Raw genomic sequence first — 21,875 nt, 5'->3', positions numbered from 1 at the left:
CAGGCATGGAAATCGACAACACCACACCGCACCTTGCGCTGCCGCTGCCGCACCCGGACAACGATCTGGAAGACGATGTACTGCGCCTGGTCAATGCCTTTGGTGCGGTGGATGCGGCGCTGAAACAGCTGGGAGACAGCAACACCGAACAGGGCGTGGACATGCAGGCACTGGGACAGGCCGTTACCGACCTGAACCAGGCGCTCACGGACTTGAATCAGTCCATCACGCTGCAGATGGCCACGCTGCAGGGTGCCATCGACGCCAAGAGTGTGGACCTGCAGGCCGTGGCCGGCGCCAGTAGCGCCGCGCAGGCCCGAATGGGCGGTGTGGCTTTGGAGCGCATGCGTTTCGAGTTGGCCAACTCCGCGACGAACGGGCAGCCGCTGGAGGCCGGTGTGGTCTATGCACTGCAGGCAGATGCCGTTTTCAGCCGACCGCTGCCGACAGCGCCGCAGGCGGGCGACACCGTGGTGTTCATGGACCCATGGGGCCTTTGGGCCACAGGGCGGTTCACGTTGACGCGGGGAAATGCAGCGCACCAGATCAACGTGCGCGCGGAGGATGTGGTGTTCAACGCCAACGCGTGCCGCGTGACGGTGACGTATGCAGCAGAGAACCGATGGGCGCTTTCCATAGGGTAGGAACCAATGTCCAAATTGACAGACTTTCTGGGCAGCGGCGGCTTGCTGCTGCCCGTGCGCCAGACGCTGGTCCAGCAGTCCGGCAGCTTCACCGTGACGGCGGACGGCTGGGCCATCGTCACGGGGATGGGGGGTGGCGCGGGAGGAACCAGGAACTACAAGCCGGGAAACTCCGCGCCCTGGGGGGTGAAGGGATTTCAGGTGAAGGCGGGGGACGTCATCGCGTTCTCCATCGCCGCCGGCGGCATTGCCACGTCGGCAGCCGGCGTGGCGGCCAGTGCGGGCGGGACCACCACCATCACGCTGAACGGCGCCACCGTCATGACGTGCCAGGGTGGTGATGCGGGGCAGGCCAGCACCACGGCATATAGCCCAGTGGCGGCACAAGTGATAGGGGCCGACTTCTGGACGCCGGGACGGCAACCGCAGTCTGCGCAGACAACCACTGCGCACGGTGGTGCGGCTGTGGATGTCGGAGGCGGGACGTACTCGGCAAGCAACTCGCAAGGTGACCATGCCGTGGACCTCACCAACGCGATGACAGGCGCAGCCGTGGGCTCCTACTTCTGGCCTTTCGATGTGACCTTCGTAGGAACCGCGCCGGGGAATCCCGGCGTGGGCGGAACGTTGAGCGCGGCTGCTGGGCTCTTTGCGGGAGGCAACGGCGCGCAGGACGCTTCGGCGTCCACTGCGCCGGGCAGAGGGGCGTCCGCGGGGCGCCACGCCAGTTCAGTCGTGCATAACGGCGGAGCCGGGCTTGGTTTTCTGCGACTGTTCAAGACGATGGGGTGAGCGATGCAAGTGATTGAAATTCTTGGACCAGGCGGCGCGGTGATGAATCGCATCATCGGCACGCCGCAAGAGGCGCAGCGGCAGTACCCAGGAAAATGGCGCATGGCAGCAACGCAGCCGCAGCAGCAAGTGCAGGTAGAGCGGCGGGTGGTGTCTGCTCTGGCATTCAGAAGGCGCTTCACGCTCGCGGAGCGCGCCGCCATCGAGTGGGCCGCAGTGGACCGTGCAGACCAGTTAACGGCCCAGCGGCAGCAGGCCGCGGCGCTGCGGGCACGTCTGGCTGACCAGGCAGCGGCAACATACATCGACCTGGATGACGGGGACACCATGGAAGGTGTGCAGGCGCTGGAGTTGATGGGCCTGCTCGCCAAGGGCCGCGCCACCGCGATTCTGGGGGCGACCGTGCAGCAGGAGGAACGGCCATGAGTGGCGCACCCGCTGTACTGGGCGCACTGCTCGCGCTGCCGCTGGCCATGGTGACACTGCTCTACGGGGCGCTGTGGACCATCGACTTGCTCACATGGCGCGGGGCGATCCGGGAATTCAACGCCCGCAACCTGCAAGATGCCGCCGCAGCTGTGGACTGCTTCAAGCGCGCTCGCAAGATCGACCAGCGCGTGCGCATCTACGACGCCACCGCGCCGCTGGTGGTGGCCATCGCGCTGCTGTTCACACGGCGCGACGCAGAGCGCCTGCCGCGCCTGTTCTCGCGCTGGGACAACGACGCCAGCCTGAACGGCGACGGCTGGGGCCAGCTCGTGGATGGCAAGTGGGTGCGGGCTGTGGAAGGGCAGCACCCGGATGTGCCATGGGTCAGCTATTCGGACCCTGCCTACACGGGCGATGCCTACTACGCACCGGGCCACCACCCGCGCAGCTACTGGGCGCGCTATGTGTGGCTGGGGTGGCGCAACCGGGCCAGCAAACTATCGCGCGACCTGGGCGTGATGGCGCGCAAGGCCGACATCGCGCTGCTGTCCGGTGACATGGCCATCGGCACGCGGCAGACGGGCCACTTCCTGCTGCGCCACGGCGACGCCTACCATTACAAGAGCGTGCACCGCATCGGGCGCTTCGTGTTGATCCGCAGCCTGGGGTTCAAGCTCGAAATCCGCTACAAGATGCAGGCCGCCGAAGGCCAGGTGGCGGCGGTGCTGATACCCGTCAGCATCAAGGGATGGAAAGGCACCGCCTGACCGTCACGGCACAGCATCGCCACCCACCAGCCCACCCGGCCCAGCGCCCGGTGGGCTTTTTCTTGTGCGGTGCGCAGCCACAACGCACCGCGCTGGCCTTCGCGCGTAGGCGAAAGCACCATAGCCCCATTGATCCTGCGCAGTACCGAACAAGCACGTTCAAGCGCCAGCAACTTCAAAGGGCAGACCATGGCTATTGCAGATTTTCATCACGGGGTGCGCGTCACCGAACTGACCGAGGGCACCACCACCCTGCGGCTGGTTTCCACGGCCATCATCGGGCTGGTGGCCACGGCCAGTGATGCGGATGCGGCCGCCTTCCCGCTGGACACGCCCGTGCTGTTCACCAGCATCGCCAAGGCACAGGCCAAGGCGGGCACGCTGGGCACGCTGTCCACTGCGCTGGCCGCCATCGCAGACCAGGCCCGTCCGGTGCTGGTCATCGTGCGCGTGGCGGACGGCGAAGGCATTGACGAAGCCGCCAAGGCTGCAGACCAGACAAGCAAAGTGGTTGGCGACTACGCGAACGGCAAGCGCACCGGCATTCAGGCGCTGCTCGATGCCGAGAGCGAGCTAGGCGTGAAGCCGCGCATCCTGGGCGCGCCGGGCCTGGACACCAAGCCCGTGGCCGAAGCACTCACCGCCGTGGGCGAGAAGCTGCGCGCCATGGCCTACGTGTACGCAGACGGCGCCGAGGACGTGAGCACAGCGCTGGAATACGCCAACGGCTTCGGCAAGCGCGAAACCATGGTGATCTGGCCCAACTTCACACGCTGGGACACTACCGCCAACGCCGTGAAAGAAGTGCCCGCCGTGGCCTACGCGATGGGCCTGCGCGCCGCCATCGACCAGGCGCAAGGCTGGCACAAGAGCCTGTCCAACGTACCGGTGAACGGCCCCACGGGCATCAGCAAGAGCGTGTTCTTTGACCTGCAGAGCCCGTCCAGCGACGCCACGCTGCTGAACGACGGCAAGGTCACCACTCTGATCCGCAAGCAGGGTTTCCGCTTCTGGGGCAACCGCACCACCAGCACCGAAGAAGCATTCAGCTTCGAGACCGCCACCCGCACCGCCCATGTGCTGGCCGACACCATGGCCGAGGGGCACTTTGAATTCATCGACAAGCCGCTGACACCGGCGCTGGTCAAAGACATTCTGGAGGGCATCAACGCCCGCATGCGCAGCTTGAAGGCCGGCGGCTACATCCTCGATGGCCGGGCCTGGATCGACTACGAGGTGAACACCACCGAAACGCTCAAGAGCGGCAAGCTGACGATTGACTACGACTACACGCCGCTGCCGCCGCTGGAAGACCTGGGGTTCCGCCAGCGCATCACCGACCGCTACTACGCCGACTGGGCCATCCGCGTGGCCACGGGCCAGTAAGCGCGCGCCACCCGTAACCCACACACCGAGGACACACCGCCATGGCACTGCCGCGCAAACTCAAAGCCTTCGCCGCCTTCGTGGACGGCACCAACTACATGGGCGAGGTGCCCGAAGTCACCCTGCCCACCCTGTCGCGCAAGCTGGAGGAATACCGCGGCGGCGGCATGAACGGCGCCATCGAGCTGGACTTTGGCCAGGAAAAGATGGAGGCCGAGATCAAGGGCGCGGGCTGGATCGCAGGCCTGGCCGCCAAGTGGGGCGCCGCCACGCATGACGCGGTGCTGATCCGCTTTGCCGGCGCGCTGCAGGCCGACGACAGCGAGGCCGTGGTGCCCGTGGAAGTGGTGATGCGTGGCCGCCTGGTCGAACGCGACCCCGGCAGCTCAAAGGCTGGGGACGCCACAGAGCGCACCTACAAGTACAGCCTGACCTACTACAAGGAAGTGGTGGACGGCCAGGTGGAGCTGGAAATCGACCTGGTGAACATGGTCGAGAACGTGGCCGGCACCGACAACCTGGCAAGCACCCGCGCCGCGCTGGGCATCTGACGCGCGAACGAATCAGGGCGCCGGGCCGGAGTTCGCCGGGCCGGCTTGTAGCGGCGCAGGTCCAGCACCAGGGCCGGCCGCTATTTTTTCAATGGTCCGAGGAAGCGATATGACCACTCAGCAAGTCACAGAACAGCAAGAACCCGCAGCTAAGGGCACCGGCCGTGCCACTGTGCCGGTGCCCCTGCAAGCGCCCATCAAGCGCAAGGGCGAAACCATCACGACGCTGCAACTCATGAAGCCTCGCACGGCCGACTTGCGCGGGCTGGCGCTGGCCGATCTGCTCACGATGAAGGCCGACGCCGTGGCGGTGCTGCTGCCCCGCATTAGCGTGCCCACGCTCATGAAGCACGAAGTGGATGACATGGACCCGGCGGACCTCGTCTCCTGCTGCGTGGAGGTGGCCGGTTTTTTGGTGCCGAAGGCGGCTATGGACTCCCTGGCCGAGTAGAGGAAGCCATGGCCGACGTGGCCATGCTGCTGCACTGGACTCCAGAGACCATGCACCTCATGGAACTGGCCGAGCTGATGCAGTGGCGCCATCTGGCCGTGGAGCGCCACAACGCCATGCACGCACCGCCTGAGAGGACGCGATAACATGCGCCACCATGTTCGATTTCTTCATGTACCTGCTGTGGGGCGCCGCCATGCTGGCGCTGCTGTGGATTGCGGCCGGCGTGCTCATGCTGCCGGTGTACCTGTGGGTGCGAGGGCGCGACAGCCTGCAAACCGACTGACGGACGATGGCGCCCCGGCCAAGGGGGCGCGCCATGGTTGACAAGCTGCGCCTGGAGGTACTGCTGGCCGCCGTGGACAAGGTGACTGGCCCACTGCGCGCCGTTGCCGCGGGAAGCAAAACCACCGCCAAGGCGGTAGGCGAAACAGAAGCCGCACTCAAGCGCCTGCAGGCCCAGCAGCGCACGCTGGCCCGCTTTGAGAAAGAGCGCGACCAGCTGGACAACGCGCGTAGCATGCTGGACCAGGCCAAGGCCGCCAACGCTAGCCGCACCGTGGTGCGCCAGCTCACCGCCGACTACGAAAAGCAGCTGGCCGTCGTCAAGCGGCTGCAGGCCGACATGGCCAACCGCGGCTGGGGCGACGCCCGCGTGGACCAGCAGCAGCTGGCCAGCGCCATCATGACGGCCAACACCCAGCTGGATGCGCAGCGCCGCAAGATGGAACAGCAGCGCCAGGTGGAGGAACGCCTGGCCACACTGCGCGAGAAGCACAGCAAGGCCATGGTGAAGCTGGGCGCATGGGGCGCCACCGGCGTGGGACTGCAGATGGCGGGCGCTAAGGCGCGCGCACCGCTGCAGGCCGCCATCAAGGCCTTCATGCCGGCGGAGGATGCAGAGGCGCAACTGGGCGCATCGCTGATGCGCGCTGATGGCACCGTCCCTGCGTCCATGCAGCAGATGCTGGACCTTTCCACCAAGCTGGGCGACAGGTTGCCGGGAAACACCAAGGATTTCACCGAGCTGATGCAGGCCCTGAGTCAGGAAGGCCTGAGCGACAAGACCATCCTGGGCGGAACGGCCGAGGCGGCTGCCTACCTGGCCGTGCAGCTCAAGAAGGTGCCGAAGGAAGCGGCCACCATGGCCGCGAAGATGCAGGACGCCACGCGGGCAACCGAGTCCGAAATGATGGGCGTTCTGGACATGGTGCAGCGCGGACACTATGCCGGCGCCGATGCCGACTACATGCTGTCGGGCTTCACCAAGCTGGCACCGGTGCTGGACATCACCCGCAAGAAAGGCATGGAGGTGATGAATGCGCTCAGCCCGATGATGGTCATGATGAACCAGGCGGGCATGGTGGATGGGGCGTCCGCAGGCAACGCGATCCGCAAGGTGTTCCAGGCCAGCATGGACGCCAAGAAGCTGGGCAAGGCCAACAGCGCCGTGAAGTCCGCAGGCGGAGGGTTCACGCTGGATTTCAGCGACGGCCGGGGCGAGTTCGGCGGCATCGAGCAGCTGTTTAAGCAGCTGAACAAGCTGCAGAAGCTCAATACCATGCAGCGCGGCAGCGTCATTAAGGAACTGTTTGGCGACGACGCGGAAACCCTGCAGGTGGTCAACACCCTGATGAACAAGGGCATCGACGGCTACGAAGAAGCCGCCAAGAAGTTGGCCGACCAGGCCAGCCTGCAGCAGCGCGTGAATGAGCAGCTGAAAACCCTGCGAAACGCCGCAGAGGCGGCTGATGGCAGCTTCACTAACATGCTCGCGGCCCTGGGGAAATCCATCGCGCCCGAGCTGAAACAGCTGCTCGGCTGGTTGGCAGAGCTGGCAAACGCCGTGGGCGGTTGGGCACGCGAGAACCCGCGCGCCACCAAGGCCCTGGTGCTGACGGCAGCGGCCACGGCGGCGCTGCTGTCTGCCATGGGCGCGTTGGTGATCGGAATCGTTGCGGTGCTGGGGCCGCTGCACATGGCGCGCTTTCTGCTGGGCCGCTGGCTGCTCAACCTGGCCGCCGCGCGCATCGCCGCCCAGGCTGCCGCGCCGGCCATGGGCCTGCTGTACCGCGCGGGATTCATGTTGGGGCGGGCGTTCACGTTCCTGCGCGCGGGCGCCGGCCTGCTGCTGGGCGGCCTGCGGGTGCTGGCGGCGTTCCTGATCGCCAACCCTATCGTGCTGGCCATCGGCCTGCTGGCAGCGGCGGGCTACATGCTGTATTCGCGCTGGCGGGACGTGGTGGGCGGCTTCAAGCTGCTGATGCAGGACATCGGCGGCGCCGTATCAGGCGCCGCGCAGTACGTGTGGGGCCTGGGCGCGCGCTTCTTTGAAGCCGGGGCCGCCATCGTGCAGGGCATGGCCAACGGCATCACCAGCCGCATCACCGCCGTGCGCGACGCCATCAGCATGGCCGCGGGCGATGCGATCGACTGGTTCAAGAACAAGCTGGGCATCCACAGCCCGAGCCGCGTGTTCATGCAGCTGGGCAGCTACGTCGGCGAAGGCGCAGCCTTGGGCATTCAACAGGGCGCGGGCATGGTGCGCACCGCGGCGCTGGGCATGGCCACCGCCAGCATGGTGCCCATGGCCGCCATGGGCGCACCGGCAGCGGCCGGGACTGCACCTGCCGCCGGCAGCACGTACAGCATCACCATCAACGCAGCGCCGGGCATGGACGCGCAGGCCATCGCCCGCGCCGTGGCGGCAGAGCTGGACCGGCGCGAGCGCGCGGCCGACAGCCGCCGCTACAGCCGCCTGGCAGACATCGACTGAAAGGACCGACCACCATGATGGCCGCCCTGGGGCAGTTCATTTTTGCCCTCAACACCCTGGCGTATCAAGAGCTGCGCCGCAGCAGCAGCTGGCGCCACCCCAGCAACAGCCGCGTTGGCGCCAGGCCCGCGCGTCAGTACGTGGGGCCGGGCGATGAAACGATTACCCTCACCGGCCTGCTGGCGCCCGAGTTCATGGGCGACCGCAAGGCGCTGGACCGCCTGCGCGGCATGGCCGACAAGGGCTCCGCCTATGCACTGGTCAACGGGGCGGGCGAAGCCTTCGGCGCGTGGGTCATCGAGGGCATGGAAGAAACCGGCAGCATCTTTGTGCGCGAGGGCGTGGCCCGGCGCGTGGAATTCACCATCACCCTTGCGCGCGTGGACGATGCGCTGGCCGACCCGGCCGGCGGCACCGACGGCGGCGACGACTGGGGCGACTGGTGGACGGGTGACGACTGGGATTGGTGGATGTGATGGCGCTGGAGCTGCAGGCACAGGACACGGCGCACCGCCAGGTGCAGTACCGGCTTGCGGTGAACGGCCGCGACATATCGGCCACCGTGCGCCCGCTGCTCATGCGCCTGCAGCTGCGCGAAAGCCGCGGCGAAGAAGCCGACCAGCTGGACATCACCCTGGACGATGCGCTGGGCAACCTGGCCCTGCCGCCCGTGGGCGCCACCATCACCCTGGAGCTGGGCTACCGGCACACGGGCATGGTGGACAAAGGGCAGTTCACCGTGGACGAGATCGAACACAGCGGCGCCCCGGACGTTGTGCAGCTGCGCTGCCGCAGCGCAGAGCTGCGCGCCACCCTGCGCCAGCGCGCCAGCCACAGCTGGCACGGCACAACGCTGGGCCAGGTGGTGCGTGACATTGCCGCAAAGAACGGGCTGCAGGCCAACGTGGACGCCAGGCTGGCCAGCGTGCCGGTGCAGCACATCGACCAGACCAACGAAAGCGACGTGCACTTTCTGACCCGCCTGGGACGCCAGCACGACGCCGTGGCCACGGTGAAGAAGGGGCGCATGGTGTTCCTGCCCATCGGCAGCACCACCAACGCCGCAGGTAAGCGGCTGGACGCCATCACGCTGACGCGCAGCGATGGCGACCGCCACCGCTACCACCAGGCCGCCCGTGACAGCTACACGGGCGTGCGCGCGTACTGGCACGACGCCGGCGCGAGCGAGAAGAAAGCCGCCATCGCCGGCACCGAGGACAACCTGAAAACCCTGCGCGACAGCTACGCCACCGAGGCCGACGCCATGGCCGCCGCCCAGGCCGAGCTGGGCCGCATAGCCCGCGGCGCCGCCACGCTGGAAATCACCCTTGCCATTGGACAGCCGGCGCTGATGGTGCAGACACCCGTGAACGTGCGCGGCTTCAAGCCCGAGGTGGACGGGACCGACTGGCTATGCAAGACGGTGGAGCACAGCCTGGATGACAACGGACTGACCACGCGGATGGAGCTGGAGCGCCGGGCGGCGTGACAATGGAAGCGATGCAAATCCCCAACGAAGTGATTGACCTGGCCGAAAAGCACAGCCAGGAAGTGGCCCGATTCAGCCTGGCCGGGCTGGAGGAGGTGCGCAGGCGTGCCCATGCGCTGCTGGTGCTGCTACTGGCCGGCGGCGGTGCGCTGGGTGGGCTGGGATTGGCTCGAGCGGATTCGCTGCAGAACTGGCCGCTGGCCGCTGCCGCACTGGCGGGGGCGGTGCATTGGTTCGCACTGGCTGCTTACGTGTCGTGGAAGGCCAGCACCACGGCAGAGGTGCGCAGCTGGGCAACGCCTGGGCTGGCCAAGGAAGGCTATGGGAAATGGCTGTCCTATGCCAAGGCTGCCAATACCGAAGCTGCGGCGCTGGGCGGGACGGCGGGCGGAGTCGATGCACTGCAAGAGCTGCGCATGGAAGCCGTGCGCAACTGCGAGCGGGCCGCGCACGAATACCGCACCGCATCCGGCGCAGCCTTTGCCGTGGTGGACCGGGGTTACCGCCTGGCGGCCTGCATGCCGCTTAGCGCTGCGGCGGCTGCGGCGCTGGCGTTGGCCGCCGGTCGTTGGGGTTGAATCTGTCGCGCCGCTCCACCGGAGCGGGGTTGTCTTCGGGCCGGGTGGCGGAGATGGCCATAGGCGATGGTAAAAAGCTAAGGCGGGTTGGAATCACGGTTTTCATGGATTTCGTTATACAAAAGCGATTTCATTGGGGGCGCCGCTGTTCGCGCCAGTCCCACGGCGCAACAGGATCGGCATCAGCCCATAAGCCGGCGCCGCGCGATCGGGCGTCATCCTCGGTGGATTCGTACTGGCCGCGCTCCTGTGGCGACTGCTCACGCGCATAGGCGCGATACCACCAGGCCATGCCAGTGCTCACCATAGCCAGGCCCGCATCCAGCGTGCGCGCGCCATCAGGTGCTGAGGCAGGCGCAACCCACACACTGCACACCTTGCGCCGGTAGCGGTCTGTCTTGCCGCAGCGCAGATCGGCCCAGCGCTGAAACACCAGATCGCTCATGGCCTGCCGCGCGCGGTTGCCAAAGGCCTGCTTGCGCTCGGGTGCGTCAATGCCCTGGATGCGTACCTTCACCTGCTCGTAGGCGCCGGGCTCCCCACAGCGCGCGGTGATGGTGTCGCCATCGCTCACGCCAACAACAAGGCAAAGAAGTGCAGCGGCTATCACACGCCAGGGAGGGCACCGCGCCAAGCGGCTTCGGTCAACACATAAATGGGGTGCCCCTTCTCGCGCAGCTTCATGGCGGAGTCGATCTTTTGGCCATAGCTCGCCTGCTTCCATGAAGCGGTAGCGCCCGCGGCGCCGATCACCAGGTAATGCACCTTCTTGGAAACGCTGTCTGCGCAGGTGGCGCCTGCGGCGATAGTTGCGGACTCGCATTGGCCACGCGAGCCGAACTCAAACTTGCCTGTTAGGCAGAACGTGCGATCAGAGAACACTACGTCGCATTCATCGGCGGGGAATGCGACAGGCTCGGCGGTCACGCTGCCGGTCTCTGCAAACTGCACACCGCTGGTTGATTGCAGCGTGGCCATCAGCGACTCGCGCTCTGCATCGGTGATGACGCCATCGGCCATCACATGGTCCATTTGTGCGACCAACTGCGCGCCAAGCCAATGCTCTGCAGCCTGTTGGTTCTCTGCCAACCAGGTTCGCAGGTACTGGATTTCAAGGTCGTGAAGATGCCCATCCGCAGTGATGCCGCCTATTACGCCAAGCAGCCGGGCGCATGCTCGTTCGCCTTGGTGCCGCGCTTGAGTGCGCCCCACCAATCCGCCGTATTCATCCATGGCTTTCCCCCACTCCTGTTGAACAAAGCTTGCCCAGGACAGAGTGCGGCCTAAAACCGCCTCCCGTTCCACCCATACACCACCCGACCGCAGATATGCACCTGCTGCGAGCCGTCCAGCACTTCCACAGTGCGCACGTTCGGGTTGTCGCTGGTGATTTCATGCGTGCCGTCCAGCTTGCGCGATATGCGTTTGATGAACAGCTGGTTGTTGGCCTGCAGGACATAGACGCCGCTGACATCTGGCACCCGGTAATCGGTGTCCACGATGGCGAAGTCCCCCGAGTGCAGCGTGTCGCCCATGCTGTCGCCATAGGCGTGCACCAGCTGCAGGGATTCGGGCCGACTACGCGGGAGATTCACGGCCAGCCACTTACGCGACACGGGCACCTCGCCCAGGATCACGTCCTCGGTGATGAGGTCATTGCCGGGGCCCATGCTACCCGTGGCGCTGAGTAGGGGCAGCTGGATGACGTCAGAGTCACCGGCAGGCGCGGGAGCGGGGCCAGACGGAAGACCAGCAGTGCGGCGGCCGGTGATGATGTACTGCACATCGAGCCCGAGGGGTTCGACATCTGCGAAGAATTCAGCTTTGGGAGTTGCCTTCCCAGACTCCCACCCATACACCGTACGCGCGGGCCAGTCACCGAACTGGCCAAAATCGGCAGCCTTCAAGCCCAAGCGATCCCTTTCCTCCTTGAGGCGCGAGCCGATTTCGGCGCGTTGTGCTGTTTTTGGCGTTTCTTTTTCGTCCATTGCTTGCAATGTGCTGAAATCAGCACTATCATCCGGCGCAAAGGGTGTAGTGCCGTATTACACGATGGTACACGCGCAATTTTCAGCAGGGAGTATTGCCATGGCATATGAGGACAAGGAACAACGCCGCGAATTTCGGCACACCGTTCGCTTCAAGAAGGCGGATGACCAGCTCATCACGGTGCTGGCGGCTCGCCTGGGAGTCCAGAAAGCCACGCTGATCCAGAACATGGCGCTGCTGGCCGCTGAAAAGGAGCTGCAGAAGATCGGCCTGGGTGGCCAGCAGCAAGCCGCCTCTATGGGCAGCGCCGCACTCCACTGCTGATGCGGAAAGCCATGCTCAATGCAGACCCAAGAAACCACGGTGGAGGTATCCGCCGAGCTGCAGCACAAGCTGGAGCGGCTGCGGCAGGCGTACCGCCTGCCGAGCACCACTGCGGTGCTGGAGCTGCTAATTAGCAGCCAGATCGACCAGTCCGTCTTTGCGATGACGGGAATCCGGCCAGGTCCAAAGCTGGCCATTGACAACACCAGGCACACGGGGTGCGAAGGATGAACATGATGACCACCGGCAAGCAACACCACACCAGCTTCAAGGCCCTGGTGGCCGCCAACCGAGCCGCGGGGCGGCTGGATGAACCCGCACCGCCTGCTGAGAAGGACGCGGCGCAGAAGATGCGAAACACCGGCATGCGTCTGACGCCGGATGAGTACACGCAGGCCCAACAACTGGCTGCAGCGGACGAACGCGCAATGGCATGGTTCTGCCGCCGCATGTACCTGCGCGGCCTGGAGTCGTTCCTGGCCGAGCAAGGTAAGCACTAGGCAGCAAATAGCCGCTCAAAAGCCGCAACACGATGCCCAAGGGAGACGCCACGATGATGCACACCGAAGCGGAGCGCCGCGCGTTGCTGTCGGCGCAGCCGGCGCGCCAGCAGCGGCGCCACCAGGGCCGCGAGCTGCGCTACGAAGGCACGCGCATGGAATGCGCCCACTGTGGCGCAAAGAGCGTCATACGGCACGGGCGCGTGGTGAGCAAGACCATGCGCGAGGTGATCTACCAGTGCACCAACGTGGAATGTGGCCATTGCTTCGTGGTGATGGCCGAGACCGTGCGCAGTCTGACGCCATCGGCCATCCCTGACCCCACGGTCAACATTCCGCTGTCCACGCATGTGCGTCGCGGGATGCTGCGCGTACTGCTGGACAACGCGCAAGAGGCCGAACACGAACCCATCACACCCGTGGAGCCCGTCACGGGCGACCTGTTTGCGGGAGGCGCCGACACCTCATAAACGGCGCACCACCAGCCGCTGAATAGCAGCGGCACCCATCACCACCAACTTGATTTTTTGCAAGGCGGCAACGCCTGGCAGGGACTTTTTTTGCCCGAAGAAACCGGAGGTCAGCAAATGTCGTCACGCCCCACCGCTCGCCAAGATGAAGCGCCGAAGCCACTTGGCGCCCAACTGCTGGCATTTGAACTAGGACGCCACGCGGACAGGCTGGCCGCCATCAAGCGCATGGGCGCACGGCTGGTGCTGCTGGATGCATTCATGCCCGCCATCACGGCCGCCGGCCTTGTGCTGAATCTGGAAGACGTGCGCGACTGGGGCGGCAAGACGATCTACCTGGGATCGGGCTTACTCGACCACTCGCGCAATGCCAAGCTGGCCAACGTGCTGTTGGCGTGCGGTATGCGCGTGGCGGATCGCAAGGAATACGACTACGGCCATGGGGATGTGCGCCTTGAACTGGTGAAGGGTCGCCTGCGCGTGTCGCTGAGCATCGACGGACGCAGCAAGCATCTGCTGGAGGTGCCAGCATGAGCACCTTCGTGATGACCTACCGCACCGCGGACGGACTGCGCCTGCAGCCGCTGCTGGCGCATACCTTGGCTACTGCCTGGGACCGCGCTTTCGACGTGGTGGAGCGCATGGGCTGCGGGGCGTGCAGCTTCGGCGTGTACCGGGCTGCGAAGGGCTGACCATGGCGTACAGGGAGCCTACGCTGTGCAGCGACGGGGAAGGCCCGGTAGGCCATAGGCCTGCGGTGGCGACGACTGCCCCGCCATCGGCCGAGCAGCTGAAAAAGCTGATGGCCTTGCGCGATGACTTCGTGCAGATTTCCAGCGGGGGGCGATTCGTGGATTCCGCGTCACGCGAATGGCGCGAGCTGCCGCACAACTGGCGCATGGCGCTGCTGATGTTGGCCGGCGTGGGACTGGAAGTGGATGACATGTCCACCCTGGCCAGCCGCAACTGGCAGGAGTTCCCCGAGCCCGAGCGCATTGCGCTCAAGTCCACCATTCGGCTGGGCAAGCACCACCTGTGCCGCGTGACGGCACTGGCCGCCAAGGTGTAAGGCCATGCCGACGATCCCGCGCAAACTTCCCAACGCCAGCCTGGCCGACTGGGAAAAGAACAAGCCCACGCTGCACATGGCGCGCGGGCACTTGGAGCGCGTGATTCGCTGTGCGCCGGCCAGCTGGCAGGCCGCCATCAAGGGGCGGTTTGACAATGCGGTGCCGCCTGTACTGGCGGCCGTGCAGACAGCGCGGGACTTCTTGAACACCCCGCCCGAGTGGGCGCAGGCCTGGGACTTGCTGCAGGCGGTGGCCGACTTTGAGGACCGATTCGGCGCGGCCAGCCTGTGGAACCTCGATGACTATGAAATCTGCGCCATGGCCAAGAAGCTGGCCACCGAGGCAGATGAGCTGGATGCGCTGGCCCAGGGCCAGAACGCCACGTTGGCGGATCGCGTGGATTCCATACGCCTGCTGGTGCGCTGTGTGGGAATCATCGAGGACAAGCCCATCACGGGCGAGCCGGCCATCCTGCGCGCGCAAGACCCAGCATGGTGGCGCCGACGCCTGCGCGTGCATGTGGCGCGCGTGGTGGAGGCCGGCGCCGTGGGCCTGGGGCAGGTGCATAAGGGACGCGGCGGCTATGTGAGCGGCGAAGGGCTGCTGCGCCGGCAGGCACAGCTGAAACGCAACGCGGAGGCGCTGGGCCGCACGCTGTACCGCAATGAGGCCGGCCAGGTCTACAACCTGGCAGAGCTGGCGGCGCTGGGCACGGCCAACCCGATCATCCGCGGCGGCGAGCTGATGACGCGCATTCGCGGCGCAGAGGAATACGCGGACGCGCGCGCCCATGTGGGCCTGTTCGTCACGCTGACGCTGCCCAGCCGCTTCCACCCCGTGAAGCTGGGCAGCGGTGGTCGACCGGTGCCGAACAAGAAGTTCGTGCCGGGCACCACGCCGCGCGACGGCCAGCTGTGGCTGCGCGATATGTGGGCCAAAACGCGCGCGGCCCTGGCCCGCAGGGGCGTGAAGATGTACGGCCTGCGCGTGGCCGAACCGCACCACGATGCCACCCCCCACTGGCACGCGCTGATATGGGCAGAGGACGAGGCCGGCGCGCTGGAGATCGAAAAGCAGGTGCGTCGCTACTGGCTGAGCGATGACGGCCAAGAGCGCGGCGCGGTCGAGAACCGCGTGAACGTCAAGCGCATGGTGAAGGGCGGAGCCGCGGGCTACGTGGCCAAGTACATCGCCAAGAGCGTGGGCCATCTGGCGCTGGCTGAGCACATGGATGTGGTGGACGGCCAGCAGCTGGTGATGGACTTTGGCCAGACCGACCAGCGCCAGCTGCAGGAGACGGGCCAGGGCTACCGCCGCGTGGACGCCTGGGCGGCTACCTGGGGCATTCGGCAGTTCCAGACCATCGGCATGCCCAGCGTGACGGTGTGGCGCGAGCTGCGCCGCGTGACAGGCGACCAGCTGGAGCTGTTCGCACGCGAGGGCGACCGAGACACGGTGCGCGCGTACCAGGCCTGCCACCGCCGCGGCGAACTGCGTGCGGACTGGCGCCTGTTCATGGAGGCCATGGGCGGGCATGCGTTGCCGCGTGGCCGCTGGCACCTGCGCACCGCGCACCGCACGCCCGAGGACGGGCAGGTGAATAAGTACGGCGAAGAAGTGAAGGTGGGCCGCATCGTGGGCCTGCGCGCACAGCGCGGGCGCATGTGTGGCCGCTGGCTGGTGAGCCGCCGCATTGCGTGGGCGCCCGTGATCGGAGAAGACACGCACGCCGCCCACGAGGTGGATGCAGCAGGACAAGCGCAGGGCCACGACAGCGACACGCAAGGGGCGCCGGCCCGCGCGGCTTTGCCGCGCGCTTGGACTGGTTTCAATAACTGTACGGCCCGCCTGACGGGCGAGGTCTCGCGCATCGTTTTTGGCCGCGGCGACCACGAAATCGAGGACTGGTGCACCCCCCAGGTGGTGGCCCATTTCAGGGCCTTGCGCAACGCGGAGGCCTGGCAGTGACGAAAAAACAGGCAACCCAGCGCACCACCGGCACCCAGCCGGGCCGCCGCATGGACGGCGGCGCGCAAAAGGTGACGCCGCTGCGCGCCCAGGTGCTGCTGGCGGCCCGCCGCCGCTGCGACGACATGCAGGACAGCCAGCCGGCGCGCGACCAGATGAAGCGCGAGGTGATGGAGACGCCGGCCGAGCTGCTGGCGGACCTGCTGACCGCGCTTTCCACCGTGCGCGTGCTGCGCGCCGACTTTCCCACCACCAACCCACCACAGGAGTGAAGGCCATGAACGCCAAACGCACCGACCCCCGCGTGCACTGCTACCAGCGCCCGCTGCATGGCGGCTACGTGCCAGCCGCCGGCACCACCCAGGACCACCTGGCCGCCGTGTTCGCCGCCGAGCGCCAGCGCCTGGCCGACGCCGCACGCCCGCGCCGCAAGCGCCGCCACCCGGCGGCACCGGCCATCAATCCGCAACAGGCCCAGCTGCAGCTGGTGGCCTGAACCAACTTCACAGGAGAGAGAACATGCGAACCGACCATTTCCATCATCACGCCGCGAAGCGGGCCGCCCGGCCCATGCCGCTGGTGGAGCCCGTGCAGCAGGTGCTGCCCACGCACAGCTACCGTGCCACGCTGATGCCGGCGGGCGTCACGCCTTCCGATGTGGAAGACCTGGCAGACGCCGGCCTGCTGCCCACCATCCGCCTGAAAGCCGTGAACGCCACCCACGCTGAGGCGAATGCGCACTTGGTCACCGGCAAGGCCGTGCTGCGCGTGGAACGGGTGGAGGGCGGCGCGACATGAGCATCCTCAACGCTTTCCAGATCGTGCGCCAAAAGGGCACGCCGACACCTGCGGAGAAAGCGCGCAAGCGTGCCCAGGCACACATCACGGCAGCGGCGCGCGCAGGTGCACGCGCACTCGACCGCAACGGCCGGCCGGTGGTGCCACTGGCACCGCGGGCGAGCAGTTCGATGGTGATCGAGAACGCGGCGCAATCGAAGGCAGCGGCGCACAAGCGGCAGGCCCTGCGCAAGGGGAGCATCTGATGGCTGACCTTGTTTTGCCGCTCAAAACGGTGTACTTCGGCGCCATCCGCGACGGCCACAAGGTGGAGGAATTCCAAGGTGGAGGAATTCCAAGGTGGAGGAATTCCAAGGTGGAGGAATTCCGAGAGCGCACGCTGTACTGGCGCCGCCGGCTGGAAGGCCGCACCTTTGACCGCGTGGTGCTTACCAAGGGCTACCCTGCAGCCAGCGACGACAGCCGCCGCCTGGTGCGTCAGTGGCGTGGATACCGTGAGACCACCATCACGCATCCCCACTTCGGTGACAAGCCAGTGGAGGTGTTCGCCATTGATGTGGGTGCGGCATGAAAAAGGGATCCATCCGCAACGAAATACCGCCAATCGGGGCCTTCCTGCGCCCGGTGGGCCGCTGGTACCGCTACTGCTATCGCGTGCTGGCCGTGCACCCGGAAGACCGGGATGGCCCGGAGGTGATCGTGGCAGAGCGCTGGGGCGTTGACGAAGGCGGGGCGCCGATACGCGATGAACACGACGCGAAGCACTGGCTGACCGGGTTGCGCCCGGTGCTGCCAGGCGTGTGGCGCGACATGAGCGAAACCATGCCCATGGGGCCGGTGTACTACCGAGTGACAGGAACCGGCCCGGCCGGTCAAAAGGAGCTGTTCGCATGAGTGCGACAAAGAAGAAGCAAGCCATAGGGCGACGCCCAGACCCGCTGCAAAACCCCGTAGGCCGCGCCATAGCCATGAAGGCGCTGCGCCAGGACATGCTGGACATCGGAATCAAATGCCTGACGGTGGAGCACGGCAGCGAGCAGCGCGCGCTGTTGGCGCGCCTGGCTTTCATGCTGGGGGTGGGTGCCGAGGTTGCGGCGGTGGCCAAGGTGCTGGGCGACAACCGAGCCGGCCTGCACCAGTCGCTGGCAGAGGTGATCCGCATGGCCTGCGATGACTGCCGGTGGGACGATGCCTGGGCGGCGCAGCTGCTGCTGGCGCTGGAGGTGTCGGCCGAGGTGATGCTGGACAACGCCGTCCTGGCCATGCAGATGGTCCCAGGCGCCCGTGCGCTGGCAGACGACATCACCAACGGGCGCATCAGGCCAGATGCCATAGAGCCGCTGCAGTGGCCGCAGGCCAATGAAAAAGATAGCTGTCAGCACATGATGGCCGTGGCATAGAGGGTGGAATCTTGGAAAAGCTGATATTCACCAAAGCCCAGCTACTGGAGGAACTGGACGTTGCGGAGAACACCCTGCGCGCACTGATCGAGCAGCGCGGCTTTCCGCACCCGCGCAAGATGGGCGCCAAGCTGTTTTGGCTGGTGGCCGAGGTGGCTCAGTGGCTGCAGGGGTGCCCGAGGGCCTGGGGCGCGGCGATAGATTCGGAATAGGACCGCGGCAGTGTGCGGCTACACCTGCCGCCAGGTGCCCGTATATCGCGCGGTCAGCCAGGGTGCGAGTTTGTCCAGCGCGCTTTCGATGCTCCCGCAGTCAGGCCCGCACAGCCAGTCCTGAGGCCAGTCACTACGAAGGTAGCCGGGGTCCGCAGACTCGCCGCGGAGCAAATACACCTGGCCCTGCAGCTTCACGTCGCGCGTGAATAACGTGTGTCCCAGCGGCTTCGCGTCAGCTTCCCTGCCGGCGCGCAAGTCGCACCGATAGAGCTTGGGTGCCGAGTGTTCGATGATGAGGGTCACAAGCCAGCCCTGGCGGATGAAGTCACGTTTGATGAGCGCGGCGGGAAGATAGACGCCACAAAAGCGCAGCTCTGCGACATAGCAGGGCCACGCAGCATCCGCATGCTCTTGAAGGGCGTGGGCGCTTCCAGGCGCGCACGATATGCGGACAACTCCGGGCGGCTCAATCATTTGGTGATGGCGAGGGCGCCGCATAGTCGGCCCACTCTTGCATGATGGTGGCGCGCTTTTCCAGCATGTCGCCGCGCCGGTAAGCGGCCTCGACCTTGGTGTCGATGGCGTGGGCCAAGCACAGCTCCACCGCATCTCGCGGGTGGTGCGTCATCTCGCCGGCCCAGTCGCGGAAAGTGGAACGGAACCCGTGCGGAACGGCGTCCAGCGCATGCCGGCGCATCAATGCCGTCAGGGCCATATCCGACAGCGGCCCCTTTCTCTGCGAAGGGAACACGTACTCCACCAGCGGATCGCGCGACTGGGCGCGCAGCAGTTCCAGCGCCTGGAGGGAAAGCGGAACTCTGTGTTCTCTTTTGGCCTTCATCCGCTCCTTCGGAATTACCCACAGGCCTGCATCTAGGTCAACCTCGTCCCACACCATGCCGCGCACTTCACCCGAGCGCGCGGCCGTGAGAATCAGGAACCGCAGGGCACGCGCGCTCTGCCCTTCAATCGCCGCGATCTGCAAGTACGTCGCTGGCAGCTTTGCCACGGGAACGGCCGCATGGTGCTTCACTGGCGCCACCTTGCTGGGGTTGGCCAGAAGGTGCTCCAGTTGGCCACGCCAGCGCGCCGGGTTCGGGCCTGACCGATGGCCGTGGGCCGTGGCCCAGTCCAGGACCTGCTCAATGCGTCCGCGCACGCGCACTGCGGTTTCCGTCTTCTTCTTCCACAGCGGCGTGAGCACGCGCAGCACCAGCCGCTGGTCCACCTCCGACACTGGCACGTCGCCCATTACGGGAGTGACGTACATGGCAAGCGTGCTGCGCCACTGCTGCGCATGCTTGAGGCTGCGCCAGGTGCTTTCGTGCTCGGCTATGTAGGCTTCCGCCGCCTTGTCGAACGCCAGCCGCTGGGCGTGCGCGAGACGGGCCGCCTCGCGCTCATCGTCGCGGACCTTGATCGGATCAGCGCCGCTGTTGCGTAGCTTCAACGCAGCGCGCGCGGCTTCGCGCGCTTCGGCCAGGCTCACCAGCGGATAGCTGCCCAGGCCCATCCGGCGGCGCTGGCGCATGAACAGGTAGCGGAACACCCAGGAACGCGACCCGCCGACGATGTGCAGGTAGAGGCCCGAGACGCCGCCAACGGCGTGCGAGCCTTCCGTCCGCAAGCGTGAGACCTCAAGTGCCGTTTTCTCCAAAATCCGCTTGGGCATGTGCTTCTATGGGCCAACCCAATGGCCAAAAAACATTGCATTACGAAAAAATGGCCGCTGCATGGCCGCTGAAAAGATGCTGTATATAACACCAGTTCACACAGCGTAACACGTTGATTTATTGAGGTCAAATCAGCGAAAAAGACAAAAAAAAGCACCCCGGTTGGGGTGCTCTTTCTGTTTCCTGGCGGAGAGGGTGGGATTCGAACCCACGGTAGTGTTGCCACTACGCCTGATTTCGAGTCAGGTACATTCGACCACTCTGCCACCTCTCCTGTGTGTCGAAGCCCGCGATTCTAGCAGGAAATTTCAGACCGGCAGCGTGGCTTGGCCGCCCATGTAGGGGCGCAGCACCTCGGGAATGGTCACGCTGCCGTCCTCGTTCTGGTAATTCTCCAACACCGCTACCAGCGTGCGGCCCACGGCCAATGCCAAGCCTCTGAACCGGAGCGACGGATAAGCTGATGGGCAAGGGGTTGCTTAACGGCTATCGGCCACTCGGCGGCGCATCCTCGCAATGCCGAGTAGCGCAACAAGCGAGGACAAGCCAATCAGCGCCAACTCGGATAAGGTAGGGATGGACGCTGGCGCAACCGGGCCTGCTCCGACGCTGATGGACACAGTAATAGGCGGGGTACCGTATCCATCGAATGCTGAGTAGGTGAATGTATCAATACCGCTGAAACCCGGGTTGGGGGCATAGGTGAAGCTGCCGTCGGCATTCAGCACGAGTGTTCCGTTCGCGGGCGCTGAAACTAACGAGGCGGTAAGTGGCAACGCCAGCGGTGAATTATCGTTGCTCAGTAGGCCTGGGGCAGCGATAGTAAGTGCGGTGTTGAACGCCGTGGCGTAACTATCTACCGCCCCAATGGGCAAAGGTCGGGCTGCTACGGTGAGGTTATAGGTTTGCGCTACTGTGCCACCTACGCCATCAGTGATGGTTATCGTGAAACTGGCGGGGCCTGCCGCGCTTGGCATCCCGCTCACTACGCCAGTTGGCGCAAGAGAAATGCCTGCAGGCAGAGCGCCAGCGGTGACGCTATATCCATAGGGCAGCGTGCCACCAGCCCCACTTAGTGTTTGGCTGTAAGCCGTTCCGACTTGCGGCGCAGGGAGAGCCACCGGCTTGAGAGTGAGAGGCCCAGCCGTAACAGTCATGGTCCCCCAGTGACCATCCCACCAGTCCGTTGCAGTAACAACGGAATTGACTCCGTCTGCCGTCGTTGGGGTGTATGTCAACGTGAACTGACAGCTCGTACCCGACGCCAGAGGAGTCCCGCTGGGTCCAGCAGGATTACAAGTACCTAAATTGAGTTGGAAATCGCTGTAAGTCGTCGCCCATGTCATGTCGACAAAACCATTGATCCCAAGGGAGCGAAGTCTGTCACTACCACTTGTCAGATCAAGATTGACAATAAGAGTCGAACTGCTTCCTACGGGAACTACGCCGAAGTTTAACGATGACGGTGCAAAGCGCGGGGTGCCTGCATATGCGGTGATGTTGGCGGCGAGGCCGATCAGCAAAACGGCTATAGGTTTCAATCTCAAACTCCCTCTTCTCAGTGTTGTTGGCGCAGCGATCGTAGCGATTTGTTTCTTTGCCGCA

Annotated in this window: 37 protein-coding genes and 1 tRNA gene; 29 read left to right on the top strand and 9 right to left on the bottom strand. The window is 65.5% G+C overall.

Annotated elements, in window-relative coordinates; translation table 11 throughout:
- Positions 1–5: 5 nt before the first annotated feature.
- The 13 genes from AC1PPL_RS03330 (at position 6) to AC1PPL_RS03270 (ending at position 9,863) form a co-directional block, all read left to right on the top strand.
- The gene (locus AC1PPL_RS03330) at positions 6–644 is read left to right on the top strand and encodes a hypothetical protein (protein WP_479972632.1); all 639 of its coding nucleotides are present in this window, start codon (positions 6–8) and stop codon (positions 642–644) included.
- 6 nt (positions 645–650) lie between these two features.
- Positions 651–1,436, top strand: coding sequence for a hypothetical protein (locus tag AC1PPL_RS03325; protein WP_479972631.1), 786 nt, complete (start codon positions 651–653; stop codon positions 1,434–1,436).
- A 3-nt stretch (positions 1,437–1,439) separates the two neighbouring features.
- The gene (locus AC1PPL_RS03320; protein ID WP_479972630.1) at positions 1,440–1,862 is read left to right on the top strand and encodes a hypothetical protein; all 423 of its coding nucleotides are present in this window, start codon (positions 1,440–1,442) and stop codon (positions 1,860–1,862) included.
- The gene (locus AC1PPL_RS03315; protein ID WP_479972629.1) at positions 1,859–2,632 is read left to right on the top strand and encodes a DUF7338 family protein; all 774 of its coding nucleotides are present in this window, start codon (positions 1,859–1,861) and stop codon (positions 2,630–2,632) included. The genes AC1PPL_RS03320 and AC1PPL_RS03315 overlap by 4 nt, the downstream gene beginning before the upstream one ends.
- 189 nt (positions 2,633–2,821) lie before the next feature.
- Positions 2,822–4,018, top strand: coding sequence for a phage tail sheath subtilisin-like domain-containing protein (locus tag AC1PPL_RS03310; RefSeq protein ID WP_479972628.1), 1,197 nt, complete (start codon positions 2,822–2,824; stop codon positions 4,016–4,018).
- Between the two features lie 41 nt (positions 4,019–4,059).
- The gene (locus AC1PPL_RS03305; RefSeq protein ID WP_479972627.1) at positions 4,060–4,569 is read left to right on the top strand and encodes a phage major tail tube protein; all 510 of its coding nucleotides are present in this window, start codon (positions 4,060–4,062) and stop codon (positions 4,567–4,569) included.
- A gap of 109 nt (positions 4,570–4,678) precedes the next feature.
- The gene (locus tag AC1PPL_RS03300; RefSeq protein ID WP_479972626.1) at positions 4,679–5,020 is read left to right on the top strand and encodes a phage tail assembly protein; all 342 of its coding nucleotides are present in this window, start codon (positions 4,679–4,681) and stop codon (positions 5,018–5,020) included.
- An 8-nt stretch (positions 5,021–5,028) separates the two neighbouring features.
- Positions 5,029–5,166 carry a GpE family phage tail protein gene (locus AC1PPL_RS03295; protein ID WP_479972625.1) on the top strand — a complete coding sequence of 46 codons (138 nt, stop codon included), beginning with the start codon at positions 5,029–5,031 and terminating at the stop codon, positions 5,164–5,166.
- Between the two features lie 11 nt (positions 5,167–5,177).
- Positions 5,178–5,306: a hypothetical protein gene (locus tag AC1PPL_RS03290; protein WP_287806123.1), complete on the top strand. Its 129-nt coding sequence runs from the start codon at positions 5,178–5,180 to the stop codon at positions 5,304–5,306.
- A gap of 33 nt (positions 5,307–5,339) precedes the next feature.
- Positions 5,340–7,796, top strand: coding sequence for a phage tail tape measure protein (locus AC1PPL_RS03285; protein WP_479972624.1), 2,457 nt, complete (start codon positions 5,340–5,342; stop codon positions 7,794–7,796).
- A gap of 14 nt (positions 7,797–7,810) precedes the next feature.
- A complete protein-coding gene (locus AC1PPL_RS03280) occupies positions 7,811–8,272 on the top strand; it encodes a phage tail protein (protein ID WP_479972623.1) in 462 nt (153 codons plus the stop codon).
- Positions 8,272–9,285: a contractile injection system protein, VgrG/Pvc8 family gene (locus AC1PPL_RS03275; RefSeq protein ID WP_479972622.1), complete on the top strand. Its 1,014-nt coding sequence runs from the start codon at positions 8,272–8,274 to the stop codon at positions 9,283–9,285. Before AC1PPL_RS03280 ends, AC1PPL_RS03275 begins: the two co-directional genes overlap by 1 nt.
- 11 nt (positions 9,286–9,296) lie before the next feature.
- Complete coding sequence (locus AC1PPL_RS03270) at positions 9,297–9,863, top strand: hypothetical protein (protein WP_479972621.1); 567 nt, start codon at positions 9,297–9,299, stop codon at positions 9,861–9,863.
- Between the two features lie 130 nt (positions 9,864–9,993).
- On the opposite strand, the gene AC1PPL_RS03265 is transcribed toward AC1PPL_RS03270, so the two are convergent.
- Genes AC1PPL_RS03265 through AC1PPL_RS03255 form a run of 3 tightly spaced genes read right to left on the bottom strand, consistent with a single transcriptional unit; the run spans position 9,994 to position 11,851 of the window.
- Entirely contained in the window at positions 9,994–10,437 is a 444-nt protein-coding gene (locus AC1PPL_RS03265; RefSeq protein ID WP_479972620.1) for a thermonuclease family protein, read from the bottom strand.
- 32 nt (positions 10,438–10,469) lie between these two features.
- Entirely contained in the window at positions 10,470–11,096 is a 627-nt protein-coding gene (locus AC1PPL_RS03260; protein ID WP_479972619.1) for a BRCT domain-containing protein, read from the bottom strand.
- A gap of 50 nt (positions 11,097–11,146) precedes the next feature.
- Positions 11,147–11,851 (bottom strand): XRE family transcriptional regulator, encoded by a 705-nt coding sequence (locus AC1PPL_RS03255; RefSeq protein ID WP_479972618.1) that lies wholly within the window; start codon positions 11,849–11,851, stop codon positions 11,147–11,149.
- Positions 11,852–11,951: 100 nt separating this feature from the next.
- Here AC1PPL_RS03255 and AC1PPL_RS03250 point away from each other — a divergent pair, with 100 nt between their 5' ends.
- The 4 genes from AC1PPL_RS03250 to AC1PPL_RS03235 are packed head-to-tail and all read left to right on the top strand — an operon-like array spanning position 11,952 to position 13,146.
- Positions 11,952–12,176: a hypothetical protein gene (locus tag AC1PPL_RS03250; RefSeq protein WP_479972617.1), complete on the top strand. Its 225-nt coding sequence runs from the start codon at positions 11,952–11,954 to the stop codon at positions 12,174–12,176.
- 18 nt (positions 12,177–12,194) lie between these two features.
- Positions 12,195–12,407 carry a hypothetical protein gene (locus AC1PPL_RS03245; protein ID WP_479972616.1) on the top strand — a complete coding sequence of 71 codons (213 nt, stop codon included), beginning with the start codon at positions 12,195–12,197 and terminating at the stop codon, positions 12,405–12,407.
- 5 nt (positions 12,408–12,412) lie between these two features.
- On the top strand, positions 12,413–12,676 hold the full coding sequence (locus AC1PPL_RS03240; protein ID WP_287806098.1) for a hypothetical protein: 264 nt from the start codon (positions 12,413–12,415) through the stop codon (positions 12,674–12,676).
- Positions 12,677–12,729: 53 nt separating this feature from the next.
- Positions 12,730–13,146 carry an Ogr/Delta-like zinc finger protein gene (locus AC1PPL_RS03235; RefSeq protein WP_479972615.1) on the top strand — a complete coding sequence of 139 codons (417 nt, stop codon included), beginning with the start codon at positions 12,730–12,732 and terminating at the stop codon, positions 13,144–13,146.
- On the opposite strand, the gene AC1PPL_RS03230 is transcribed toward AC1PPL_RS03235, so the two are convergent.
- The gene (locus tag AC1PPL_RS03230; protein WP_287806094.1) at positions 13,141–13,263 is read right to left on the bottom strand and encodes a hypothetical protein; all 123 of its coding nucleotides are present in this window, start codon (positions 13,261–13,263) and stop codon (positions 13,141–13,143) included. The two genes, AC1PPL_RS03235 and AC1PPL_RS03230, sit on opposite strands and share 6 nt — an antisense overlap.
- Here AC1PPL_RS03230 and AC1PPL_RS03225 point away from each other — a divergent pair, their 5' ends adjacent.
- The 12 genes from AC1PPL_RS03225 to AC1PPL_RS03170 all read left to right on the top strand — a co-directional run bounded on the left by AC1PPL_RS03225 (position 13,264) and on the right by AC1PPL_RS03170 (position 18,594).
- Positions 13,264–13,680, top strand: a complete 417-nt coding sequence (locus tag AC1PPL_RS03225) for a hypothetical protein (protein WP_287806092.1) — start codon at positions 13,264–13,266, stop codon at positions 13,678–13,680.
- Complete coding sequence (locus AC1PPL_RS03220) at positions 13,677–13,838, top strand: hypothetical protein (protein ID WP_287806089.1); 162 nt, start codon at positions 13,677–13,679, stop codon at positions 13,836–13,838. The genes AC1PPL_RS03225 and AC1PPL_RS03220 overlap by 4 nt, the downstream gene beginning before the upstream one ends.
- A 110-nt stretch (positions 13,839–13,948) precedes the next feature.
- Positions 13,949–14,215: a hypothetical protein gene (locus tag AC1PPL_RS03215; protein WP_479972614.1), complete on the top strand. Its 267-nt coding sequence runs from the start codon at positions 13,949–13,951 to the stop codon at positions 14,213–14,215.
- 4 nt (positions 14,216–14,219) lie between these two features.
- Positions 14,220–16,184 (top strand): replication endonuclease, encoded by a 1,965-nt coding sequence (locus AC1PPL_RS03210; protein WP_479972613.1) that lies wholly within the window; start codon positions 14,220–14,222, stop codon positions 16,182–16,184.
- On the top strand, positions 16,181–16,456 hold the full coding sequence (locus AC1PPL_RS03205; RefSeq protein WP_479972612.1) for a hypothetical protein: 276 nt from the start codon (positions 16,181–16,183) through the stop codon (positions 16,454–16,456). Before AC1PPL_RS03210 ends, AC1PPL_RS03205 begins: the two co-directional genes overlap by 4 nt.
- A gap of 5 nt (positions 16,457–16,461) precedes the next feature.
- On the top strand, positions 16,462–16,680 hold the full coding sequence (locus AC1PPL_RS03200; protein WP_479972611.1) for a hypothetical protein: 219 nt from the start codon (positions 16,462–16,464) through the stop codon (positions 16,678–16,680).
- A gap of 23 nt (positions 16,681–16,703) precedes the next feature.
- The gene (locus AC1PPL_RS03195; RefSeq protein ID WP_479972610.1) at positions 16,704–16,982 is read left to right on the top strand and encodes a hypothetical protein; all 279 of its coding nucleotides are present in this window, start codon (positions 16,704–16,706) and stop codon (positions 16,980–16,982) included.
- Positions 16,979–17,227, top strand: a complete 249-nt coding sequence (locus AC1PPL_RS03190; protein WP_479972609.1) for a hypothetical protein — start codon at positions 16,979–16,981, stop codon at positions 17,225–17,227. Before AC1PPL_RS03195 ends, AC1PPL_RS03190 begins: the two co-directional genes overlap by 4 nt.
- Positions 17,227–17,553 (top strand): ASCH domain-containing protein, encoded by a 327-nt coding sequence (locus AC1PPL_RS03185; protein WP_479972608.1) that lies wholly within the window; start codon positions 17,227–17,229, stop codon positions 17,551–17,553. The genes AC1PPL_RS03190 and AC1PPL_RS03185 overlap by 1 nt, the downstream gene beginning before the upstream one ends.
- Positions 17,550–17,876, top strand: a complete 327-nt coding sequence (locus AC1PPL_RS03180) for a hypothetical protein (RefSeq protein WP_479972607.1) — start codon at positions 17,550–17,552, stop codon at positions 17,874–17,876. Before AC1PPL_RS03185 ends, AC1PPL_RS03180 begins: the two co-directional genes overlap by 4 nt.
- Complete coding sequence (locus AC1PPL_RS03175; RefSeq protein ID WP_479972606.1) at positions 17,873–18,382, top strand: hypothetical protein; 510 nt, start codon at positions 17,873–17,875, stop codon at positions 18,380–18,382. The genes AC1PPL_RS03180 and AC1PPL_RS03175 overlap by 4 nt, the downstream gene beginning before the upstream one ends.
- Positions 18,383–18,393: 11 nt before the next feature.
- Positions 18,394–18,594, top strand: coding sequence for a helix-turn-helix transcriptional regulator (locus tag AC1PPL_RS03170; RefSeq protein WP_479972605.1), 201 nt, complete (start codon positions 18,394–18,396; stop codon positions 18,592–18,594).
- 18 nt (positions 18,595–18,612) lie between these two features.
- Here the strand turns inward: AC1PPL_RS03170 and AC1PPL_RS03165 are convergent, their stop codons facing one another.
- From AC1PPL_RS03165 to AC1PPL_RS03145, 5 genes are all read right to left on the bottom strand, one after another.
- Positions 18,613–19,071, bottom strand: a complete 459-nt coding sequence (locus tag AC1PPL_RS03165) for a hypothetical protein (protein WP_479972604.1) — start codon at positions 19,069–19,071, stop codon at positions 18,613–18,615.
- Positions 19,064–20,224, bottom strand: coding sequence for a tyrosine-type recombinase/integrase (locus tag AC1PPL_RS03160; protein ID WP_479972603.1), 1,161 nt, complete (start codon positions 20,222–20,224; stop codon positions 19,064–19,066). The genes AC1PPL_RS03165 and AC1PPL_RS03160 overlap by 8 nt, the downstream gene beginning before the upstream one ends.
- 230 nt (positions 20,225–20,454) lie before the next feature.
- Positions 20,455–20,544, bottom strand: a tRNA-Ser gene (locus tag AC1PPL_RS03155).
- A gap of 34 nt (positions 20,545–20,578) precedes the next feature.
- Positions 20,579–20,704, bottom strand: coding sequence for a hypothetical protein (locus AC1PPL_RS03150; RefSeq protein WP_312793562.1), 126 nt, complete (start codon positions 20,702–20,704; stop codon positions 20,579–20,581).
- A gap of 45 nt (positions 20,705–20,749) precedes the next feature.
- Positions 20,750–21,875, bottom strand: a 1,126-nt coding sequence (locus tag AC1PPL_RS03145; RefSeq protein WP_479972602.1) for an IPTL-CTERM sorting domain-containing protein, incomplete at its 5' end; no start/stop codon positions are given.

The sequence above is a fragment of the Diaphorobacter sp. B2A2W2 genome, from assembly GCF_056730635.1.
The sequence above is the reverse complement of the archived record's forward strand: the minus strand, read 5'-3'. Positions and strand labels throughout refer to the sequence as shown.

Coding starts and splice junctions, on each gene's coding strand:
- AC1PPL_RS03330 (WP_479972632.1), top strand. CDS start 6: ATGGAAATCGACAACACCACACCGCACCTTGCGCTGCCGCTGCCGCAC.
- AC1PPL_RS03325 (WP_479972631.1), top strand. CDS start 651: ATGTCCAAATTGACAGACTTTCTGGGCAGCGGCGGCTTGCTGCTGCCC.
- AC1PPL_RS03320 (WP_479972630.1), top strand. CDS start 1,440: ATGCAAGTGATTGAAATTCTTGGACCAGGCGGCGCGGTGATGAATCGC.
- AC1PPL_RS03315 (WP_479972629.1), top strand. CDS start 1,859: ATGAGTGGCGCACCCGCTGTACTGGGCGCACTGCTCGCGCTGCCGCTG.
- AC1PPL_RS03310 (WP_479972628.1), top strand. CDS start 2,822: ATGGCTATTGCAGATTTTCATCACGGGGTGCGCGTCACCGAACTGACC.
- AC1PPL_RS03305 (WP_479972627.1), top strand. CDS start 4,060: ATGGCACTGCCGCGCAAACTCAAAGCCTTCGCCGCCTTCGTGGACGGC.
- AC1PPL_RS03300 (WP_479972626.1), top strand. CDS start 4,679: ATGACCACTCAGCAAGTCACAGAACAGCAAGAACCCGCAGCTAAGGGC.
- AC1PPL_RS03295 (WP_479972625.1), top strand. CDS start 5,029: ATGGCCGACGTGGCCATGCTGCTGCACTGGACTCCAGAGACCATGCAC.
- AC1PPL_RS03290 (WP_287806123.1), top strand. CDS start 5,178: ATGTTCGATTTCTTCATGTACCTGCTGTGGGGCGCCGCCATGCTGGCG.
- AC1PPL_RS03285 (WP_479972624.1), top strand. CDS start 5,340: ATGGTTGACAAGCTGCGCCTGGAGGTACTGCTGGCCGCCGTGGACAAG.
- AC1PPL_RS03280 (WP_479972623.1), top strand. CDS start 7,811: ATGATGGCCGCCCTGGGGCAGTTCATTTTTGCCCTCAACACCCTGGCG.
- AC1PPL_RS03275 (WP_479972622.1), top strand. CDS start 8,272: ATGGCGCTGGAGCTGCAGGCACAGGACACGGCGCACCGCCAGGTGCAG.
- AC1PPL_RS03270 (WP_479972621.1), top strand. CDS start 9,297: ATGCAAATCCCCAACGAAGTGATTGACCTGGCCGAAAAGCACAGCCAG.
- AC1PPL_RS03260 (WP_479972619.1), bottom strand. CDS start 11,096: ATGGATGAATACGGCGGATTGGTGGGGCGCACTCAAGCGCGGCACCAA.
- AC1PPL_RS03255 (WP_479972618.1), bottom strand. CDS start 11,851: ATGGACGAAAAAGAAACGCCAAAAACAGCACAACGCGCCGAAATCGGC.
- AC1PPL_RS03250 (WP_479972617.1), top strand. CDS start 11,952: ATGGCATATGAGGACAAGGAACAACGCCGCGAATTTCGGCACACCGTT.
- AC1PPL_RS03245 (WP_479972616.1), top strand. CDS start 12,195: ATGCAGACCCAAGAAACCACGGTGGAGGTATCCGCCGAGCTGCAGCAC.
- AC1PPL_RS03240 (WP_287806098.1), top strand. CDS start 12,413: ATGACCACCGGCAAGCAACACCACACCAGCTTCAAGGCCCTGGTGGCC.
- AC1PPL_RS03235 (WP_479972615.1), top strand. CDS start 12,730: ATGATGCACACCGAAGCGGAGCGCCGCGCGTTGCTGTCGGCGCAGCCG.
- AC1PPL_RS03225 (WP_287806092.1), top strand. CDS start 13,264: ATGTCGTCACGCCCCACCGCTCGCCAAGATGAAGCGCCGAAGCCACTT.
- AC1PPL_RS03220 (WP_287806089.1), top strand. CDS start 13,677: ATGAGCACCTTCGTGATGACCTACCGCACCGCGGACGGACTGCGCCTG.
- AC1PPL_RS03215 (WP_479972614.1), top strand. CDS start 13,949: ATGGCCTTGCGCGATGACTTCGTGCAGATTTCCAGCGGGGGGCGATTC.
- AC1PPL_RS03210 (WP_479972613.1), top strand. CDS start 14,220: ATGCCGACGATCCCGCGCAAACTTCCCAACGCCAGCCTGGCCGACTGG.
- AC1PPL_RS03200 (WP_479972611.1), top strand. CDS start 16,462: ATGAACGCCAAACGCACCGACCCCCGCGTGCACTGCTACCAGCGCCCG.
- AC1PPL_RS03195 (WP_479972610.1), top strand. CDS start 16,704: ATGCGAACCGACCATTTCCATCATCACGCCGCGAAGCGGGCCGCCCGG.
- AC1PPL_RS03190 (WP_479972609.1), top strand. CDS start 16,979: ATGAGCATCCTCAACGCTTTCCAGATCGTGCGCCAAAAGGGCACGCCG.
- AC1PPL_RS03185 (WP_479972608.1), top strand. CDS start 17,227: ATGGCTGACCTTGTTTTGCCGCTCAAAACGGTGTACTTCGGCGCCATC.
- AC1PPL_RS03180 (WP_479972607.1), top strand. CDS start 17,550: ATGAAAAAGGGATCCATCCGCAACGAAATACCGCCAATCGGGGCCTTC.
- AC1PPL_RS03175 (WP_479972606.1), top strand. CDS start 17,873: ATGAGTGCGACAAAGAAGAAGCAAGCCATAGGGCGACGCCCAGACCCG.
- AC1PPL_RS03165 (WP_479972604.1), bottom strand. CDS start 19,071: ATGATTGAGCCGCCCGGAGTTGTCCGCATATCGTGCGCGCCTGGAAGC.